Source organism: Parageobacillus caldoxylosilyticus (genome assembly GCF_019272935.1).
Taxonomy (GTDB): domain Bacteria; phylum Bacillota; class Bacilli; order Bacillales; family Anoxybacillaceae; genus Saccharococcus; species Saccharococcus caldoxylosilyticus.
This window is the reverse complement of record NZ_CP040553.1, coordinates 275443-294057: the sequence shown is the minus strand read 5'-3', so window position 1 is coordinate 294057 and position 18615 is coordinate 275443. Positions and strand designations below refer to the sequence as shown.

General features: G+C 46.7%; 20 protein-coding genes and 1 pseudogene. 15 read left to right on the top strand and 6 right to left on the bottom strand.

The features are described from left to right. Positions 1-134: 134 nt before the first annotated feature. Positions 135-1415 carry an MDR family MFS transporter gene (locus BV455_RS01620; RefSeq protein ID WP_042410451.1) on the top strand — a complete coding sequence of 427 codons (1281 nt, stop codon included), beginning with the start codon at positions 135-137 and terminating at the stop codon, positions 1413-1415. A gap of 201 nt (positions 1416-1616) precedes the next feature. Beyond that, positions 1617-2387 carry a zinc ribbon domain-containing protein gene (locus BV455_RS01615; RefSeq protein ID WP_017437627.1) on the top strand — a complete coding sequence of 257 codons (771 nt, stop codon included), beginning with the start codon at positions 1617-1619 and terminating at the stop codon, positions 2385-2387. A 31-nt stretch (positions 2388-2418) separates the two neighbouring features. Here BV455_RS01615 and BV455_RS01610 read toward each other — a convergent pair whose 3' ends face one another. Further along, positions 2419-3081 carry an SIMPL domain-containing protein gene (locus BV455_RS01610; RefSeq protein ID WP_218687668.1) on the bottom strand — a complete coding sequence of 221 codons (663 nt, stop codon included), beginning with the start codon at positions 3079-3081 and terminating at the stop codon, positions 2419-2421. Between the two features lie 21 nt (positions 3082-3102). Continuing rightward, positions 3103-3234 carry a hypothetical protein gene (locus tag BV455_RS20625; protein ID WP_017437625.1) on the bottom strand — a complete coding sequence of 44 codons (132 nt, stop codon included), beginning with the start codon at positions 3232-3234 and terminating at the stop codon, positions 3103-3105. A 186-nt stretch (positions 3235-3420) separates the two neighbouring features. On the opposite strand from BV455_RS20625, the gene BV455_RS01605 reads away from it, so the two are divergent. After that, positions 3421-4086, top strand: coding sequence for a 5-bromo-4-chloroindolyl phosphate hydrolysis family protein (locus BV455_RS01605; RefSeq protein ID WP_017437624.1), 666 nt, complete (start codon positions 3421-3423; stop codon positions 4084-4086). Then, on the top strand, positions 4070-5260 hold the full coding sequence (locus tag BV455_RS01600; protein ID WP_218687667.1) for a toxic anion resistance protein: 1191 nt from the start codon (positions 4070-4072) through the stop codon (positions 5258-5260). Before BV455_RS01605 ends, BV455_RS01600 begins: the two co-directional genes overlap by 17 nt. Positions 5261-5290: 30 nt before the next feature. On the opposite strand, the gene BV455_RS01595 is transcribed toward BV455_RS01600, so the two are convergent. Continuing rightward, positions 5291-5752, bottom strand: coding sequence for a YndM family protein (locus BV455_RS01595; RefSeq protein ID WP_017437622.1), 462 nt, complete (start codon positions 5750-5752; stop codon positions 5291-5293). 27 nt (positions 5753-5779) lie between these two features. Continuing rightward, positions 5780-5908: a hypothetical protein gene (locus tag BV455_RS20620; protein WP_017437621.1), complete on the bottom strand. Its 129-nt coding sequence runs from the start codon at positions 5906-5908 to the stop codon at positions 5780-5782. A gap of 152 nt (positions 5909-6060) precedes the next feature. Between BV455_RS20620 and BV455_RS01590 the strand changes: the two genes are divergently transcribed. From BV455_RS01590 to BV455_RS01565, 6 genes are all read left to right on the top strand, one after another. After that, positions 6061-6258, top strand: coding sequence for a YozQ family protein (locus tag BV455_RS01590; RefSeq protein ID WP_017437620.1), 198 nt, complete (start codon positions 6061-6063; stop codon positions 6256-6258). Between the two features lie 98 nt (positions 6259-6356). Next, on the top strand, positions 6357-7190 hold the full coding sequence (locus BV455_RS01585) for a DMT family transporter (RefSeq protein ID WP_061579276.1): 834 nt from the start codon (positions 6357-6359) through the stop codon (positions 7188-7190). 94 nt (positions 7191-7284) lie between these two features. Beyond that, entirely contained in the window at positions 7285-7692 is a 408-nt protein-coding gene (locus BV455_RS01580) for a VWA-like domain-containing protein (RefSeq protein WP_026078681.1), read from the top strand. Positions 7693-7879: 187 nt separating this feature from the next. Then, positions 7880-9181, top strand: coding sequence for an ammonium transporter (locus BV455_RS01575; protein ID WP_017437617.1), 1302 nt, complete (start codon positions 7880-7882; stop codon positions 9179-9181). Positions 9182-9202: 21 nt separating this feature from the next. Then, positions 9203-10249 carry a DUF294 nucleotidyltransferase-like domain-containing protein gene (locus BV455_RS01570; protein ID WP_081161312.1) on the top strand — a complete coding sequence of 349 codons (1047 nt, stop codon included), beginning with the start codon at positions 9203-9205 and terminating at the stop codon, positions 10247-10249. Continuing rightward, positions 10246-10974: an exonuclease domain-containing protein gene (locus BV455_RS01565; RefSeq protein ID WP_081161315.1), complete on the top strand. Its 729-nt coding sequence runs from the start codon at positions 10246-10248 to the stop codon at positions 10972-10974. Before BV455_RS01570 ends, BV455_RS01565 begins: the two co-directional genes overlap by 4 nt. A gap of 37 nt (positions 10975-11011) precedes the next feature. On the opposite strand, the gene BV455_RS01560 is transcribed toward BV455_RS01565, so the two are convergent. Together BV455_RS01560 and BV455_RS01555 are read right to left on the bottom strand one after the other, a co-directional pair. Next, positions 11012-11506, bottom strand: a complete 495-nt coding sequence (locus BV455_RS01560) for a PCYCGC domain-containing protein (protein WP_218687666.1) — start codon at positions 11504-11506, stop codon at positions 11012-11014. Positions 11507-11652: 146 nt separating this feature from the next. Next, positions 11653-12624: an ABC transporter substrate-binding protein gene (locus BV455_RS01555; protein WP_017437612.1), complete on the bottom strand. Its 972-nt coding sequence runs from the start codon at positions 12622-12624 to the stop codon at positions 11653-11655. 191 nt (positions 12625-12815) lie between these two features. Here BV455_RS01555 and BV455_RS01550 point away from each other — a divergent pair, with 191 nt between their 5' ends. The 5 genes and pseudogenes from BV455_RS01550 to BV455_RS01530 all read left to right on the top strand — a co-directional run bounded on the left by BV455_RS01550 (position 12816) and on the right by BV455_RS01530 (position 18594). Then, complete coding sequence (locus BV455_RS01550) at positions 12816-13817, top strand: FecCD family ABC transporter permease (protein WP_017437611.1); 1002 nt, start codon at positions 12816-12818, stop codon at positions 13815-13817. After that, complete coding sequence (locus BV455_RS01545) at positions 13814-14866, top strand: FecCD family ABC transporter permease (RefSeq protein WP_218687665.1); 1053 nt, start codon at positions 13814-13816, stop codon at positions 14864-14866. Before BV455_RS01550 ends, BV455_RS01545 begins: the two co-directional genes overlap by 4 nt. 15 nt (positions 14867-14881) lie before the next feature. Further along, complete coding sequence (locus BV455_RS01540; protein WP_042410469.1) at positions 14882-15697, top strand: ABC transporter ATP-binding protein; 816 nt, start codon at positions 14882-14884, stop codon at positions 15695-15697. Beyond that, positions 15694-16440 carry an IucA/IucC family C-terminal-domain containing protein gene (locus tag BV455_RS01535; RefSeq protein WP_042410471.1) on the top strand — a complete coding sequence of 249 codons (747 nt, stop codon included), beginning with the start codon at positions 15694-15696 and terminating at the stop codon, positions 16438-16440. The genes BV455_RS01540 and BV455_RS01535 overlap by 4 nt, the downstream gene beginning before the upstream one ends. Positions 16441-16547: 107 nt before the next feature. Then, positions 16548-18594 (top strand): annotated as a pseudogene (locus BV455_RS01530) (putative bifunctional diguanylate cyclase/phosphodiesterase). The last annotated feature ends 21 nt before the right edge of the window (positions 18595-18615 follow it).

The following is an 18615-nucleotide window of genomic DNA, read 5'->3' as shown; positions in this document are numbered from 1 at the left end:
CCGAGTGTGGCGGGGCTGTTTTTTATTGGGAAAATATTTTTCTAAAAAGACAAAAAGGTAAAATAATGGTATAATTTCCGAGGAATTGCAATAATAGTTTTTGCAGTATACAAAGAAATAAACGGAGGTTATTTATGAGGATACGCGACTGGGATCGGAATTTGAAAGTGCGCCTATTTGGTGAGGCGCTCATCAATATTACTTTTTGGATGTTTTTTCCGTTTATGTCCATTTATTTTACTGAATCGTTCGGGAAAGATAAGGCGGGAATGTTGTTAATCATCTCGCAGCTTTTTTCCGTGATTGCTAATTTAATGGGAGGATACTGTGCGGATGCATTTGGACGTAAACGAATGATGGTGCTGTCGGCCTATGGGCAAGGGGCAGCGTTTTTCTTTTTTGCGCTTGCAAGTTCGCCATGGTTTACTTCGCCGCTGGTTGGTTTTATTTGTTTTACGATCGCAGGAATTTGCGGATCATTTTATTGGCCAGCAAGCCAGGCGATGGTGGCGGATGTCGTTCCGGAAAAGGACCGAAGCAGCGTATTTGCCGTGTTTTATACGTCCATCAACATTGCGGTGGTGATCGGTCCGATGATTGGCGGAATTTTTTACGAAAACTATCGCTTTGAACTATTGCTCGCTACAGCGTTTTCGTGTTTGCTGCTCGCTATGCTCCTTTCCAAATGGCTCCGCGAAACAGTTCCGGTACAGGGAAATGCAGGGGTGGCACACGGGAAGTGGCATGAGTTTTTACGGCAACAAGTCCAGCAATATAGTGTGATTGTACGCGACCGAATATTCCTATTGTTTATCATTGCCGGCATTCTTGCCGGGCAAACGTTTATGCAGTTGGATTTATTGATTCCTGTGTATACGAAAGATAGTGTGGGGAGACAAACACTATTTTCATTTGGCGATTGGTCGTTTACCCTTAGCGGAGAGAAAGCGTTTGGCCTTCTTATCTCTGAAAACGGCTTTCTTGTCGCGCTGTTTACGGTACTGGTGACGAAATGGATGTCGCGCTATCATGAGCGCACGGCTTTTATTGGCTCTTCCATTGTTTATGGAGTGGCAATTTTTCTATTCGGCCAAACCACATCGATTTGGGGGCTTATTTTTGTGATGGCGTTGTTTACGTTTGGTGAATTGATGACAGCAGGAATTCAGCAAACATTTATTTCTAAATTGGCTCCTGAAGAAATGCGCGGGCAATATTTTGCGGCTGCGAGCCTGCGCTTTACGATCGGGCGGATGATTGCCCCGCTTTCGATCACGGCAACGATATGGCTTGGCTATCAATGGACGTTTTTCCTACTGAGTGTGCTTTCCTTTATCAGCGCGGTTTTATATATGTTTGTGTTTCAACAGTTTGAAAAGAAGCGGACGAAGATGGTCGCTTCGGCTTCTTCATAAGGCGATGAAAGCCGGAGAAAAGTCTTATTGGAACGACATTGAGGGAAAAAGATAGGATTAAACTGCATCGTGATGTGCAAACCATTACCCCCTCTTCCCACCTCCGTTTTATAATAAAAGCACACTGTTGTTTCTGTAACATAGATTCCCTGATTCTGGCATAAAGATGAACTAGAATACAGACAGGAGAGGGGAAGTTCGGTGGAACAGCGTGTGTCTTTAGAGAAAACGATACAGGGGGACAATCACCAAGAAAGAGAAATAAAAGATGTGGGAAGCGGTGCGGCGGCGTTGGCGCGCTATGAACAGCGGAAGCAAGCGCGTCTTTTTATGCGGGAGCGGCGGAAAAAGTACTATCGCATCTTCTTACGTACGGCTTTGGTCGTAGCGGCGGTGTGGATCATTGGCGCGCTTTTATGGAAAGGATACAGCATGTTGAAAAACGCTGCCAGCAGGGAAATCGCTGTGATGCGCCTTGAGGATGCGCTCAAAGATAAAGATGTTGCCGCGCTGCAAACGTATCTTCGTGTGCCGGACGAGACGATCCCGGTCAATGAAAAGACGCTTGCGCCGTTGTTTTCATACTTAGACGCGCATCCAAATGCATATGAAACGCTCGAACGTGATTTTGACAGACAGAACGACATGAAGCATGTATATATAAAAGGATTAACGTCGAAACCGCCCATTTTCACCATCAAAGTGTTCGGGGACCGCTATGTGTTTGAACCAACCTTATACTCTATGAACATTCGTTTGAACGAGCCGGATGATGAAATTATGATTAACGGCGAGAAAGTAGAAGGGGAACCGACAAAAGATCCATTTGTGAAAAAAGTCGGTCCGTATTTGCCTGGGGTATATACGGTTACGGTCGTAAAGACAGATGGGGAAAAACGAAAAAAAGAAACAAAACAAGTGCATTTATTCGGCGGTGCGCGTGTGTATGAAGTGGATTTAGCGAAAGAATAAAGATCCTTCAGCGAATGGAAGGATCTTTTTTTTAGTAGGAAAAGACTGCCTGAACGGTGGCGGTGATGGTGATATCTTGCGTCTGAATCGGCGGAGCGGTTGATGATTCCGCTAGCGTGGTCATCGAATAAGGTGCCGGCGGAAAAGAGGCAGCTCTGCTTTCTTCTTTGATTTGAAGGGGGATGTCTTGCATTGGCAGGCCGAGGGTGCGGGCGATGACGATCGCTTTTTCTTTGGCGTTTTTCACCGCCAGCATCAGCGCCTGCTGGTAATAAGGTTGTTCGTTGGCAAGGCGGAATTGGATATGACGGGCGATGTTTGCGCCGCTGGTGACGGCGGTGTCGTAAATGTTGCCGACTTTTTTTGTGTCTTTGACGATGATGTCGAAAATATGCTCGACTTCATAGCCGGTCAAGGTGTTTGTTCCATTAGAGTAATTATATTTCGGATAAATAGAAAACGAGGCGGTGTCGATGTCCTCATCACTGACCCCGATTGCTTTTAGCGCATGGATAACGGCATTGGCGCGTTTCGCATTTTCCGCGAGCGCTTCTTGGACGTTGGCGTGTTCGGTTCGCACTCCAAGGGTGATGATGACCGTATCGGGCTTTGCCGTGACCGTTCCCCGCCCTGTCACGGTAATCGTTTGCGCCATTAGTTTGTTTCGCTGCATCGGCATATACCATTCTTGCATGTCCTTTCTCTCCCTCCCCGGTTATGCCGCCTTGCGGTCATCATGATCATGGATGCGCCAGTAGTAGACACGCGGCAGCCCAATATAGCACCAATATTCTTTTAATAATGTCACTCCGACAAAATATACCATTTGCCAATCAATCTGTTTCATCCGTTTCTCTCCTTTGCCAATCCTTTTGTTAAAGCATATTCGTCCGCGGCGTTGTCCTATGCTTAGTGCCTTCCATCGAGACAAAAAGTCAAGATGGAGATGAAACAAAATCGTCATTTATACGTATGAAAGAAAGAGGACATGTTATAATGGAAGTAATAAAGTGTAGGGAGAAAGGGATGAACGATGAAACAGCTGTTGAAGACGTTATGGCGCTGGTTTGTTTCATGGAATATAGGAGTTGTGGTGGCCATCATCGTGTTTTTTCTCGCCGATTTTCACGTCCTTCCTTCCTTTTTATCGGGAATGGGAGCGATGTTCGTTACATCCATGGTGATGAAAAAACGAGATCATCGCATTACGGCGCAAGAGATGTTTAAAGAGGAAAAAGCGTATATTCGCTCCCAGCTCCATGAAGCGCGGAAACAGTGGAAACAAATGCGTCGCGCCCGTTACCGCCTCCGCTCGCTGGTGATGTGGCAAAAAATTTCGCGTATGTGCATGATCGTCGACAAAATGATTCGTGCGGTGGAGCAACATCCGCATCAATTTCGCATCGCCCAGCCGTTTTTCTTAAATGAATTGCCAATGGCGGCGACAATGATCGAAAAATATGTGTATTTAACCAATCAGCCTGTGCGCAGCCAGGAGATGAAAGAAGTGCTTTGGAAAACGGAACGGCTTCTCGATGAACTGGCGGGGACGGCAGAAAAACGGCTTCTGGAAATACTTTCAAATGACGTATTTGATTTACAAGTCGAGGCGAAAATGCTCGAGCAATCGCTAGAGCAGCAAAAGCTTTCGGAAACGATGCAGTGGAGAAAGGAGAACGACTATGAAACCGTCCGATAAGACGCCAGGTGGCGATCTGCAATATCCAGAGTGGACAAGCTCGCTTGACTCGCTCTTGGAAAACCCGTTTTCCTTGCCGAGCGAGCAACACGAAGCTGCTGTGGAGCAACCGCAGCCGACAAAGCTTCTTGATACGTTAAAGCCGGAACATCGCGATAAAGCGCTTCAGCTGGCGAAACAAATCGATCCGCGCAATCAGCAGGCAATCATCCAATACGGGGTGGCGGCGCAAGCGGAGCTGTCCAAGTTTTCTCATACGATTCTTCATCATGTGCAGACAAAAGATGTGGGTCCCGTTGGCGAAGTGATCAGCGATTTGATGACGAAAATTAAAGAGGTAAATCCGGATGATTTGCTTCCGGCGAAAAAAGGGCTGCTTTCGCGGCTATTTGGCACGGTGTCGAAATCGCTGCAAGGACTTGTCGCCAAGTACCAAAAAATCGGCGTCGAAATTGATAAAATCGCTGATCAGCTCGAGAAACATCGGCAGATGCTGTTTCGCGACATTATGATGCTAGAGACGCTGTATGAGAAAAATAAAGAATACTTTGATGCGCTAAATATTTATATCGCCGCGGCGGAATATAAATTGGAAGAGTTGCGGACAAAAGTGATTCCGGAAAAACGCGCCCAGGCAGAACGGTCAGGAAACCAAATGGAAATGCAGGAAGTCAACGATTTGCTGCAGTTTGCCGATCGTTTGGAAAAGCGGATCCATGATTTAAAATTAAGCCGGCAAGTAACGATTCAAACAGCTCCGCAAATCCGTATGATTCAGCATATGAACCAAACGCTTGTCGAACGCATTCAATCGTCGATTTTAACGGCGATCCCGCTATGGAAAAACCAAGTCGTGATCGCCTTGACCTTATTCCGCCAGCAAAAAGCGGTTGAGGCGCAAAAGCAAGTGGCGGAAACGACGAATAACTTGCTGCTTCGCAATTCGGAAATGCTGAAAACAAACAGCATAGAAGTCGCAAAGGAAAATGAGCGCGGGCTTATTGATATTGAAACGTTGAAAAAAACGCAGGAAAATTTGGTGGCTACCTTAGAGGAAACGTTGAAAATTCAGGAAGAAGGCCGCCGCAAACGGCAGCAGGTCGAACGGGAGCTCGTGACGATGGAAGAACAGCTGAAACAGACGTTATTGTCATTGAAACGCAACGATCGATAAAGAAAAAGCTGACCTCTCATCTAGATGAGGTCAGCTTTTCTGTTTTTGGTCATCATGATCTGCTTCACGGCGGACGTCGAATTCTTCCGCCATCTCCGTTTGCCATTCACGCCCTAGCAAAGGCACTTTTTCTTCTTCTTGGCCGTGAAGGATGAAGCGATGAACATAAGCATGGAACAACACTTCGCCAAGCGCGACAAGCAGCGCGGAAAAGAACGCAGCGTTTAAAACCGCAGTACCGTTGCCATCGTAAAAAGCACCGATGCCGATCCAGACGCCGACAAAAGCGAGGCCAAAGTCCGCAATCGCCGCTGATAGATTCCCAAAGCGCGGGAGAAGGTACAAATCGCCGAGCGCATAAGCAACGATGGTCATCCACAGGCTGAACCATAACAGTTCCGCCGAGGAGACGCGCAAAAATAACGGGACGATCGCAAAAAAGACCGTAGCCAGCAGCACGTACTTTAATACAAGTGCGATTAAATGTTTCATTTTTAAACGCCATCCTTTAACCGAACATTATTCGGCCGGGAAATTTGGTCCTTCCAATTTTTTGTCTCCATATCCAGGCTGTTTTTCGGTATCTTTTTCCGGTTGTTGTTTTTTTTGCTGTTGTTCGACGTTGTTGTTTTGCTTTGCTTGTTTCATGATGTTCATCCTCTCTTCCATGAATGGTTTACCATTAGTTTGCCGTTTTGATGCGAATGTATGCATGCAATACCCATAAACTTCCTCTTTTTATTTTGCCTTGTTGTTCCACATTAATAGTGAGCGGAAATGAACAAGGAGGAATCTGATCCATGGAAAAGAACGAACAACTGCAAATTGCGGGAAGACAGTACGAGCCATCCGATGAGGAAGCGTCGTCTTTTTCCGCTTCCGCGTTGGCACAAACGCATGAGCAGGTAAGCGATGTATATGCGGAAGGGACAGTGGAAGCCGTCATCGATAACGTGGAGGGAAAAGACATCCCTCTTTCCCGAGAACGAAAACAGTAACAGCGGAGCGTCAAGGCGGGAAAAAGCCTTGACGTTTTTACGTTTTTTCGATTTATAATAGAGATTGTACAATTTATTCAACAGGGAGAGGGACAGACGTGTGGTTGGCTGCTGCTGTGATGACCGCGGTTTGTTTCGGCATTAACAATACGCTGTTTAAATGGAGCACGCGCCATTCGATGTCGAAACAACATATCCAGTTTTATTTTTATATGGTGGCGTTTGGCATTATGGCGCTGTATGGATGGATGACAAAATCGCTCCATCCAAGCGCGACATCGATGATGCTCGGAGCGTTGATCGGGATTTGCAATGCGACGGGAAACATGCAAATGTCGGGGGCGTTTGAGAAAGGGCCGGCCAGTTTGACGGCTCCGCTGGTGGCAGTAAATGCGATTTTTCCGGTGCTGGCAGCGGGGGTTGTTTTTGGCGAACATATTCCGCTTTTACACTGGATCGGCATTTTATGTATGTTATGTTCCGCTGCGATCATTCAATATACTCCGAAAGTGGAGAAAGGAAATCATGAATACATACCTTGGCTGTTTCATATCGCCATGGCGATCGTTTCGTTTGGAATAGTAGGAATTTTAATGAAGTGGTGTTCGGTCATCGGCATCGGTTCGCTCGACTTGCTGACGGCGATGTATGGCGGCGGCGGGCTGTATTTATATTGGAGCTGCCGCAAAACGATTGTCCATAAACGGGAGTTTCGGGTGGGCGCGACGGTGGCTTTTTTCAGCGTCATCGGCTTTAGCTGCTATTTTTATGCGCTTACGACAGGCGTTGCATCCATCGTTTTTCCTGTTGTCAGCTTAAACTGCCTCATTGTCGTTTTTTTAGGTTGTTACTTATTCAAGGAAAGACTAAAAGCGTACCAGCTTATCGGCATTGCGACTGCCTTATGCGGATTAATTTTGACAAAATTGTAGGAGAAAGAGGAAAGAAAAACAGTTCGTACTCAGCTTCCTTCCCGTTCATACTAGTACTGTACATTGCCATACTATATTAGGGGGGCTGATGATTGTGAAATGGCAACGAGCAATTTTGGCATTACTAAAAGAACGAAAAGATCATTCCATTGCCTTGGCGATTGATACGTCCACCCGCCCATCACGTCCCGTGCTCATTCAAAACATTGTCAAGCTGTTTGAAAAAGTACGGCCGGATACGCTGCTCGTGCAAGCGGATTTTAAAATTCGCGACGTATCTCCGGTCGGTGTTGCCACCATTAAGTATTTTAAACATGGAAAATCATCATATACAGAAGTGTTGGAATGGGCAGCGGAGCAAAAAATCGATACGCTTTTTTACATCACCGATGTCACTGGCTATTTTTATGAAGAATTGCAAGTCGACTATGAAGTATTTTGGCTTGTACCGGACGACTATATGCCACGCGTGCCGTTCGGAAAGCCGATTCGCGTCGCGTAAAATGTACGGAATGCCTTAAGGCATTCCGTTTTTTCTTTGCGATTTTGATAAAATCAATGTTATAAAACATAACAAAATCTATTAAGTAACCGGTTACAAAAAGAAGTTAATATTGAAATTTGGTTTTTATTTGTTATATATTATTACATATAAAGTTATAAAAAATTACATTAAGGGGGAGAAGTGAATGGATGGCAAAATGCTAGCTGCGGGTCTTGACGCATTATGGGTAATGGTGAGCGCGGTGCTGGTAATCGGAATGCAGGCTGGGTTCGCGCTTTTAGAAGCGGGGTCGACGAGAATGAAAAATTCGGGGCATGTCGCCGGAAAACAGATTCTCAGCTTTGCGATCGCCTCGCTGGCGTTTTGGGCATTTGGCTTCGCGATTGCGTTTGGAGAGGGAAATCGCCTAATGGGAACGGATGGATGGTTTTTAAAAGGGGATGAAAAGACGTTTGCTTCGTTGTCATGGGCGAATGTTCCGCTAGCGTTGAAATTTTTGTTTCAGCTCGGTTTTGCCGGGGTGTCGCTCGCGATTGCCTGGGGAGGATTTGCCGAGCGCGCCAAGTTATCGGTCTATTTTCTGTTTGGAACGATTTTTACGATCGCCATATATCCGGTCATTGGCCATTGGGTATGGGGCGGCGGATGGCTTGGCGAAATAGGCATGCAAGATTTTGCCGGCTCTACGGTCGTTCATTTGCAAGGGGCGATCGCCGCGTTGGTCGCGACGGTTTTGCTTGGACCGCGCATCGGCAAGTTCAATAAAGATAAAACGCCGAACGTCATTCCGGGACACAACCAAGTGTATACCGTCATCGGCGGATTGATTTTATGGATCGGCTGGTTTGGGTTTAATGCGGGGAGCACGATGGCGGTAGGCGATGGCTTTTTCGGTTATGTGGCGTTAACGACGAATTTAGCGGCTGCGGCGGGAGCGGTTGCCGCGCTTGTCACGGCGAAAATCATGGTTGGAAAAGCGGATATTCCAGCGATGGTCAACGGGGTGCTTGCCGCGCTTGTAGCGATTACAGCGGCGTGCGCTTTCGTGGAGCCATGGGCGGCGGTAGTAATCGGCGCGGCTGCCGGCTCATTGACATTTTGGACGTCGATTTATTTTGAGCGAAAAGGGATCGATGACCCGATTTACGCGTTTTCCGTGCACGGCATTGCCGGCATCATCGGTACGATTTCGACTGGATTTTTCGCTTCGCCGCGATTAGTCGAAATAACCGGGATCGGCAAAGCGGGCCTTGTGTATGGCGGCGGATTTCATCAATTGATCGTGCAGACGGCCGGCGTGCTCGGCGCATCGGTTTATGTAGCGATCGTCTCCTTTGTCGTCTTGTTTGTATTAAAGAAAACGATTGGATTGCGCGTGACGGCAGAACAGGAAATTTCCGGATTGGATATTAGCGAACACGGTTCATACGGTTATCCGGAGCAGTTGGATCCTGCCTACCAGCCAAAGCCGATGGTGCAGCAGTAATCTTGTTTAAGGTGAACGATCATGGAATCGTTATATGAATGGGTGAAGCAATTGGAAGAGGCGCAAACGATCGGGGAGCTCCGACTGTATCATGATGAGCTCGCCAGACGGTTGCGTTATCAGCTGCGCTGGGAGGAACTTGAGGTGATTTCTGAAATCGTCGCTGATGCGCATGATGCGATGATGAGGCGGGTGTTTTGCTTGGCCGAACAGGAAACATTGCGCGCGATAGCCGGCGTCCGTCCGCGCAGCTGGTGCTGGTATGCGATGGGAAGCATCGGGAGGCGGGAGCCGACGGTATGGACGGACCAAGATCATGGTATTTTGTTTGCCTGCGCGGAGCAGGAAGAGCAACAATGTTATGAATTCATCCGCCATATGGCCGCTGTAGGAACGAATTATTTGCACGAAATTGGCTACCCGTATTGTTCCGGCTACGTAATGGCGACAAACAAACGGTGGGGGCAGTCGCTTTGCGATTGGAAGCAACAGATCAAGATGTATATAAGCGGCTGTCTTCCTAATGATATCCGCTTTTTGTTTATCGCCATGGATATGCGGCCGATTTATGGGGATAGCGAGCTGGTTGCCGACAGCAGGCGGACGCTGTTTCGTTCGACGAACGAGAAGGCGCAGCTATTGCGGCAAATGGGGGAGCATGTGATGTTTCCTAGCGTCCCTTTAGGCTGGATAGGCAACGTGCAAATGGAACGGTGGGGACCCCACAGTGGAGCGATTCATATGAAACATAGCGGGTATGTGCAAATCGTCAACGCGCTAAAGTGGCTGGCGTGTGCTGCCAATATTTCCGCGGCGACGACATGGGAACGGTGGCGCGAGATCACAAACAAGAAGCTGCTTCCGCTGCCGTTGGCGGAGGAAGTGAGGGATGCGCTCTTGACGTATTACTATATTCGGATAAAGTATGCAACGGAAGCGGCAAACGAGCGGGACTATGTATTATGGCGCGCACTGGAAACAAACGAACGAACACGGCTGAAAAAAGCGATGAAGACCGCAAAAAAGCTGCAGCGGCTTGTCCTGCGGCGGGCAGGTGGTATTAGGTGAGGGAGCGACATCGTTTTTGGCAGCGGGCGCTTCGCTTGCTGTCGCTGGAAATACCGCGCGAAGCATTGTCTGCCTTCCTAGACGGGGAGCATTCGCTGCATCAGGAAATGTGGCTGCGATCGCTGCGGAAAGAAAAGCAGCAAATCGATATAACTACTCCTTTAGCGGAAGTGCCCTTTGTAATTATTGACATGGAAACGACGGGGTTTTCTCCGCAGCAGGGCGACGAAATTTTGGCGATGGCGGCGGCGAAAACGTTAAACGGAATCGTAAAAGAGAGATATTTTACGCTCGTTTGTCCGGAAAAAGCGATTCCGCCGCATATTTCCGCATTGACGGGAATTCAGGCGAAAGACGTCCTGCATGCCCCGCGCCTGCGGGAGGCGCTCCGTTCATTTTTATCGTTTATTCATGGCGGAGTAATGATCGGCTATCACATTGGCCATGATTTATCGTTTCTCCGCCACTTTCTCTGGAAGTATTATCGGACCAAATGGGCCGCGCACTTTTTCGATATGCAGCCGATGGTGGAAATGATTTTGCGCTGTTCGTGCCCTACGTTCGATGAAGCGCTGCAATATTACGAAATTTTATGCCAAAAGCGGCATACGGCTGACGGCGATGTTGAGGCGATGGCAAAGCTATGGAAGGTGTTATTGGAGGAATTAAAGCAACGCAACATTGAAACGTTGCGTGATTTGTATGCGGCGTTAAGTATGCGGTAAAAAGGCTATCTCCGGCAAGAGGGAGATAGCCTTTCCATTATAATGATTTCGTTGGTGTCGGTTCCGCGTAGCCTTCTTTATATTTTTCATCAATCATTTGGCGAATTTCCTTGATGGATTTTCCTTGTTCATAGGCGGCGATGGATTCAGCGGCAATATCGAGGCAGACGCCGCATTTGGTCGCATGGTCATCCCAAACAACGGAGCCGTTTTTTCTCGTCTCATAAACGAAACAATCGTAGTTATTTTTATGTCCGGCCGCTTCACCGCAGCCGCAGTAGCAAGGAATATGTTCGAGCAAGTCTTTATGCTTGGCGGCTTGCTGATACAGGACGGCCATATCTTCTTCAAAATTGCTTAGAAAGGTTGGAAGATGGTCGATCGATTTCGTCGTTTCGCGGATATCGCCGGAATTGGTTGTATATGTCATGGAATGGTCATGCTTCGCTTCGCTTGTTTTGTCATCGGAACAAGCGCCCATGATGATGCCAAATGAAAGCAGACATGCTGCCATGATGGCGGTTCGCTTCATGCCATCGTCATCCTTTCCATATAGGTTTGTACTTTGAATTTAACATAGTATCGTAGAAGCGACAACTTTTTTCCATCGACAGCGCTATCGATTGCAGGTGCCTGCATAAAAAAGCTGCCCTGCAGAAGAGGGCAGCTTTTTTCCGTTTATGGTTGTTGCACGAAATATTTTTCGATGTCATCAAGCATTAAATGGGCAGCGAGCACACCGCCCGCCGTGTTCCAAATCGTGTCGCTTACTTTGTATACTTTTCCTTGTTTTGCAACGTTTAAGCTTTTAAAGAGCGGGTCGTTAATCCATTCTTTTTCTAGTTTGTTTGCTTCTCCGTCTCCTGTTTCATAGGTGAAGTAGAAGAGGATATCGCCGTCCATCGCTGGGATGCGTTCTTTCGTTACACCCGTTTCCGCAAAGTCATTGACATTTTGCGATTCCGGACGGGCAAATCCTAGCTGGTCTAAAATGACGCCGGAGAACGAGTCTTTATGATAAATGCGGACATCTCCTGGCATAAAGCGAACGATGGATACTTTCATCTTCAATTTGTCGCCTAATTTTGCTTTTAATTCTTCAATACGCTTGTCATATTCGGCGATGACTTCTTTTCCTTTTTCTTCTTTATTTACTGCTTTGGCATAGAGCATAAAATTGTCTTTCCAGTTGCCACGGAGCGTTTCCGAAAAAACAGTAGGAGCGATTTTGGATAGCTGCTCGTAAATTTTTTCATGGCGCAGTTTATTGCCGATAATTAGATCCGGTTTTAATGCGGCGATCGCTTCTAGGCTTGGTTCTGCTTCCGTTCCCAGCTCCTTGACGCCCTTCATTTTATCTTTAATGTGATCGTACCAAGGGTCACCCGTCCATGATTTGACGGCGCCGACCGGTTTAACACCTAACGCTAATAGCGCTTCCGTTCCTTCATTCGTTAAAATGACGACGCGTTTTGGAGTTCCTTTTATTTCTGTGGTGCCCATGGCGTGTTCAACGGTATAGCTTATTTCTTTTTGTTTTTCATTTCCATTGTTTTTTGGCTCTGCCTCCTCGTTTTTACTGCAGCCAGCGAGAATGACAAGAAGAGAGAGAGCAGCGGCGAGGAGAAAAGAGAATTTAGATTTAAACATTATGTATCCCCCTTAATTTTGATAATGATTTTCATTTACAAGAGAAATGATAAATGAAGACGATAATCATTGTCAATAGAAAATGAAAAAATGATGAGAAATGGTTGAAAATAAAATAAAAAACCATTGACATTGAGAGTCATTATCAAATAGACTTATCGATAGAGATAGATATATAAGGGAGATTTACGATGTTAGCTACAAACCGGAAGAGATCGATTGGTTTGTTTATCCTATGCTTGTTGTTCATGACAACCATTTGGATGAGCATCATTTACGGCTATACCGATACAAATTGGAAAAATGCGATAGAGGCGTTCACGAACAATAACGGTTCGAATGCCCATATCATTATTGAAACGGTCCGCCTGCCGCGGGCGTTGATTGCCGCAGCGGTGGGGGCAAGTTTAGCGATGGCGGGGGCGCTCATGCAGGCGTTGACGAAAAACCCGCTTGCTTCTCCGGGGATTTTTGGCATTAATGCGGGGGCTGGCTTTTTTATTGTTCTATTTGTGACCTTTTTCCAAGTACATTCGCTGCAAATATTTACATGGCTAGCTTTTAGCGGTGCTGCGCTGGCAGCGGCAATCGTGTTTATCATTAGCGCAGTCGGAAAAGACGGAGCAACCCCCTTGAAATTAACGCTTGCCGGCACGGCGGTCGCCGCCTTGTTTGCTTCGTTAACACAAGGAATGTTAGCCGCAAATGAAAAGGCGCTGGAAGAAGTGTTATTTTGGCTAGCCGGTTCGATAGCCGGACGGAAGCTGGAAATGTTAACAGCCGTTCTTCCATACTTTATCGTTGGCTGGATTGGATCACTGCTGCTCGCGCAAAAAGTGAACATTTTAATGATGGGTGATGATGTGGCGAAAGGTTTAGGGCAGCGCACGAATGCGGTGAAAGTAGGAGTAGCGCTTCTTGTCGTATTACTTGCCGGCAGTTCGGTCGCCGTTGCCGGACCGATTGGATTTATCGGCATCATCGTTCCACATATTGCGCGTGCGCTAGTTGGCGTGGACCATCGCTGGGTCTTGCCGTATTGTGCTTTGATCGGAGCGATTTTATTGATTGCGGCTGATATTGGGGCGCGCTATATTTTAATGCCGCGCGAAGTTCCGGTCGGAATTGTGACAGCGTTTCTTGGTGTTCCGTTTTTTATTTATATTGCCCGTAGGGGGATTTTAGCAAAATGAAGAAGTATGCATCGTTGCGAGTCGGGAAATCGATCTCGTTTTTGGTCGATAAAAAAGCAATAACCATTAGTTTGATTTTATTAGCTGTTAGCGTGGTCATATTTCTTGTCAGTGCGGGCAGCGGCGAAATGTATATTTCCCCGTTGGAAGTGGCGAAAACGCTGTTTGGAAATGGTTCGGACATGAACGAAATCGTGATTTATACGTTTCGCTTGCCGCGCATTCTTGTCGCATTGTTAGCGGGGATGTCGTTTGCCGTAGCAGGGGCGATTTTGCAAGGAATGATCCGCAATCCGCTCGCCTCGCCGGACGTGCTCGGCATTACGGGCGGGGCCGCTGCAGCGGTCGTCACGTTTTTGACGTTGTTTAGCGACAAAAATAATTCCTTAACCATCAGCATCCATTGGCTGCCGCTCGGCGCGTTTGTCGGTGCGACGGTAACTGCCTTGCTCGTGTATATGCTGGCTTGGAAAAACGGCATGGCACCGCTGAGGCTTGTATTAATAGGGATTGCAATATCCGCACTGATGCAGGCGCTCACAACGTTATTAATGATTACCGGCCCGATTTACCGGGCGAGCCAGGCGAACGTTTGGATTACTGGAAGCGTCTACGGCGCTTCGTGGAAGCATGTCACACTGCTTGCGCCATGGGCTTTGATTTTGCTTGCGGCTAGCTGGCTATCAGCACGGAAGATGAACATTCAAGAATTAGGCGATGAATTGGCAATCGGAGCGGGAGTTTCCTTGCAAAAGCAACGTTTTTTCCTTCTTTTATTAAGCACTGCCTTAACCGGAGGAGCGGTCGCTTTTGCGGGAGGCATTGGCTTTGTCGGGTTGATGGCGCCGCATATGGCAAGAAGGCTTGTCGGTTCTTCGTTTGGCGCACTTCTTCCTGCATCCGCGTTATTAGGAGCTATTTTCGTGATGGCGGCTGACCTTGCCGGACGCATGCTGTTTGCCCCAATGGAAATTCCAGCCGGGGTATTTACAGCGGCAGTTGGGGCGCCGTATTTTATTTACCTATTATATAAAAGCCGATATGCATAAAAGGGGTGGAAGAATATGAACGCCTTACAAGCAAAAGAGCTAACATTATCATATGGAAATACGATTATTATTGATGAGCTGGATTTAATGATTCCAAAAGGAGAAATTACCGTATTTATCGGGGGGAACGGCTGCGGGAAATCGACGCTGCTTCGCGCTTTGGCGCGGCTTTTGAAGCCGAAAGGCGGTTTGGTTTTACTAGAAGGAAAAGAAATCGCAAAATTGCCGACAAAAGAGGTGGCGAAAAAACTGGCGATTTTACCGCAATCGCCGACGGCACCGGAAGGATTGACGGTACTGCAGCTTGTTAAACAGGGGCGGTATCCGTATCAGACATGGCTGAAGCAATGGAGTGACGAAGACGAGCAAGCGGTGCGGCGTGCGCTCGAGGCGACGAGAATGACAGAATTGGCGGAGCGTCCGGTCGATTCGCTCTCAGGAGGACAGCGGCAGCGCGCTTGGATCGCGATGACATTAGCGCAAGATACGGACATTATTTTATTGGACGAACCGACAACCTACTTGGATATGACGCACCAGATTGAAATTCTTGATTTATTGTTTGAACTAAACGAGAAAGAAAAGCGCACGATTGTCATGGTGCTTCATGACCTCAACTTGGCGTGCCGCTATGCGCATCATATTGTTGCGATTCGCGATAAAAAAATATATGCGCAAGGAAAACCGGAAGAAATCATTTCCTGCCAACTGGTGAAAGACGTATTTCAAATGGATTGTCAAGTGACATATGATCCATTATTTGGCACTCCGCTTTGCATTCCGTATGGAAAAGGAAGATGTATTTTGCAGAAAGAAGGCGTTTCATCATGATTCTTTCCACGGAGGAAATAAAGGTATTAGAAACGTATCGGCTTTCAGTGGTGCGGATAAACTCGCCGCTATCGATTCGCATTGATCAGTTGCATAAGGAGAATGTTCTTGTCGATTATTTAGAAAAAGTTCGTCAAAAGCTAGGTGCCGCCAATAAAGTGGTGGCGGCATCCATGTTGATCAAACGCTATAGCTTTCTTGCAGCGATGTCGTTATATGCGATGTCCGTTTGGAATAAACGGCTTGTGCTGTCACCAGAGCGGATTTGGATGGAAACGGATGATAATGATGATATGTGGCTGCCGACTTTTCGCTTTGAAGAGCTCAAGGCAGAAATATGCACAGGCTGCCGCGACCAATGGCGAGAAGAGACGGTACGCCAGTTATTTGCTGGACATTTCTCTCCATTAATAGAAAAGCTACGAAGCATAACGAAAATATCTGTCCATATATTATGGGAAAATATTGCTATTTATATTTATTGGTTGTATGAGACGTTAGGCAAAGATGATTCGCTTGCCTACATTCGCGAACAACTTTACAACGACTTTCATTTCCTTGTTCACGACGCTGATGGAGCGTTATTCGGCACTTTTCGACAAAATCCGTTAAAACGGTTTTGGAAAGGAAATGCGGGTGTGAAGCAGCGGACCACATGCTGCCTTTACTACCAAACAGAAGAAGGAATGCACTGCCAGACATGCCCGTGCATCCTCCGCGAGCGTTATCCGAAAACGAGTTGAAACAGCACCTATTTTACGGTGCCGTTTCTTTTTTTTACCAAAATTTTTCGCGAAATTTGTTGATTTTTATCGATATTTTCGTGAAAATGAAAGTATAGAAGGCAGCTTTGCTGAAAAATGATTATGGCGAGGTAATTGTTGTATGACCAGTAAGTATGCTGCTTATTTCCACCATTTTGCCGAAGCAGTGGCCATTTTTAGCACTGAAGGGGATATGTTATATAGGAACCCTGTGTTTCAGGCGCTGTTTAGCGCCAATGAATATGATGATCAAGCACTGGCATTGATGGCGGAAATACCGTTGCTGCAAGCAGTCAAAAACGGCGAATCAATTGATCATATTGAATGGACGATCAGAACCTCTGCTGACGATATAATCCTAGTTCGCGCTTCATTTTCGCCCATTGTCAACGAACAGGGGAAGTCGATGCGTTTTTATGTGTATGCCGCGATGTGACGAAAGAAAAGAAACTCAAACAGATGTTGGAAGAAACGCAGCAACGCCTGCAACTAGTTGTGGAGCATTCTACCGATTATATTCTCATTTTTTCTAATCAGCGTGAGCTCATATACATACCTTCTTTATGGAAGAAAGAAGAAATGGCAAGTTATCCTTGTTCATATGAAGATATTTTTCCGTTTATCCATCCTGATGATTTGCCGATCATTAGGCAAAAGTTCGATGAGCTGTATCATACATATAAGGCGCAAATCGCCGAGTTTCGCAAGCGCGACCGGAGAGGAAATTGGATATGGATGGAAGCTCATGGGAAAGCGATTGTGAATGAACAAAATGAGCTTGATTATGTCATTGTAACGATCAAAAATATCGGCGAACGGAAGCGATACGAAGAAAAACTGCGCCAGCTCGCTTATTTTGATTCATTGACGGGAATTGCGAACCGCAGCCATTTTGAACGGTACATAAAACAGCTGGTCGAAAGCCAAACCGCATTTGCCTTGTGCTATTTGGATTTTGACAAGTTTAAATGGATCAATGATCATTTTTCCCACCAGGCGGGCGATTACTTTTTGCAAGAAGCGGTAAAGCGCGTGCAAAGCGTGCTCAGAGCCGAAGACTTTTTTGCCCGCATTGGCGGGGACGAATTTGTCTTGTTGCTTCCTAATGTGACAAAAGAGGAAATGGCCAAACTTGCTGATAAACTGGTGACCGCGTTTCATCAGCCATTTTACTACGAAAAACAGCTCATTCAGTCGACGCTGTCGATGGGAATCGCGTTTTTCCCAAAAGACAGCGATCGCATCGAACAAGTGATGAAATATGCGGACCAGGCGCTGTACAACGTCAAAGAGCAGGGAAGAAATGGTTATGCATTTTATCGCCCGACCGAAAATCGGAAGGCGGTGATTGAGCAAGATTTGCCGTTTGCGATTATGTGCGAGCAATTTTATTTATGTTACCAGCCGAAGATCAAGCTTGGCAGCGGCGCGGCAATGGGAGTGGAAACACTGCTGCGCTGGCGCCACCCGTCTCTTGGTGAGATTCCGCCGCTGGAGTTTATTCCGCTGGCGGAAGCGAGCGGGTTTATTTTTGAAATTACGTTATGGGTGCTAGAGCATGCCTGCCGGCAAGTAAAAGAATGGCAGATGAAATGTCCAGGATTGAAGCTGGCGGTCAACTTATCACCGTTTTTGTTAAATCGGCCGGAATTGATTCATCATGTGAAACATATTTTACATGCGACAAATTTTGCCTCGGAACATTTAATTTTGGAAGTAACCGAGAGCGGTTTAATGGAAAATATTGAAACAGGTAAGAATATTTTAACAGAATTAGAAAAGATAGGGATTCAAGTCGCTATCGATGATTTTGGTACCGGCTTTTCTTCACTAGCATATATTCGCAACCTGCCAGTGTCATTGCTAAAAATTGACCGCAGCTTTATTCAAGGAATCGCAGAAAACTCGAAAGACGCGACGATTGTCGATACGATTATCCATTTGGCCAAAAGCCTAGACATTCAGGTGTTGGCGGAAGGAGTGGAAACTTATCCGCAAGTAGCGTTGTTAGAGCAAATGCACTGCGATTTTGCGCAAGGGTTTTACTTTAGCAAGTCATTGGAGGCAGAAAAACTGCAACAATGGCTCGAAGAATACAACCGATCGGTGTGTGAACGTGATGATCCCTTCTAATGCCTACTATTAGAAGGGATT

What these genes read in the sequence shown, in the direction of transcription:
- BV455_RS01620 (WP_042410451.1), top strand. Translation starts at nt 135, where the DNA reads ATGAGGATACGCGACTGGGATCGGAATTTGAAAGTGCGCCTATTTGGT.
- BV455_RS01610 (WP_218687668.1), bottom strand. Translation starts at nt 3,081, where the DNA reads ATGCAAGAATGGTATATGCCGATGCAGCGAAACAAACTAATGGCGCAA.
- BV455_RS20625 (WP_017437625.1), bottom strand. Translation starts at nt 3,234, where the DNA reads ATGAAACAGATTGATTGGCAAATGGTATATTTTGTCGGAGTGACATTA.
- BV455_RS01605 (WP_017437624.1), top strand. Translation starts at nt 3,421, where the DNA reads ATGAAACAGCTGTTGAAGACGTTATGGCGCTGGTTTGTTTCATGGAAT.
- BV455_RS01600 (WP_218687667.1), top strand. Translation starts at nt 4,070, where the DNA reads ATGAAACCGTCCGATAAGACGCCAGGTGGCGATCTGCAATATCCAGAG.
- BV455_RS01595 (WP_017437622.1), bottom strand. Translation starts at nt 5,752, where the DNA reads ATGAAACATTTAATCGCACTTGTATTAAAGTACGTGCTGCTGGCTACG.
- BV455_RS20620 (WP_017437621.1), bottom strand. Translation starts at nt 5,908, where the DNA reads ATGAAACAAGCAAAGCAAAACAACAACGTCGAACAACAGCAAAAAAAA.
- BV455_RS01590 (WP_017437620.1), top strand. Translation starts at nt 6,061, where the DNA reads ATGGAAAAGAACGAACAACTGCAAATTGCGGGAAGACAGTACGAGCCA.
- BV455_RS01575 (WP_017437617.1), top strand. Translation starts at nt 7,880, where the DNA reads ATGGATGGCAAAATGCTAGCTGCGGGTCTTGACGCATTATGGGTAATG.
- BV455_RS01570 (WP_081161312.1), top strand. Translation starts at nt 9,203, where the DNA reads ATGGAATCGTTATATGAATGGGTGAAGCAATTGGAAGAGGCGCAAACG.
- BV455_RS01560 (WP_218687666.1), bottom strand. Translation starts at nt 11,506, where the DNA reads ATGAAGCGAACCGCCATCATGGCAGCATGTCTGCTTTCATTTGGCATC.
- BV455_RS01555 (WP_017437612.1), bottom strand. Translation starts at nt 12,624, where the DNA reads ATGTTTAAATCTAAATTCTCTTTTCTCCTCGCCGCTGCTCTCTCTCTT.
- BV455_RS01550 (WP_017437611.1), top strand. Translation starts at nt 12,816, where the DNA reads ATGTTAGCTACAAACCGGAAGAGATCGATTGGTTTGTTTATCCTATGC.
- BV455_RS01545 (WP_218687665.1), top strand. Translation starts at nt 13,814, where the DNA reads ATGAAGAAGTATGCATCGTTGCGAGTCGGGAAATCGATCTCGTTTTTG.
- BV455_RS01540 (WP_042410469.1), top strand. Translation starts at nt 14,882, where the DNA reads ATGAACGCCTTACAAGCAAAAGAGCTAACATTATCATATGGAAATACG.
- BV455_RS01535 (WP_042410471.1), top strand. Translation starts at nt 15,694, where the DNA reads ATGATTCTTTCCACGGAGGAAATAAAGGTATTAGAAACGTATCGGCTT.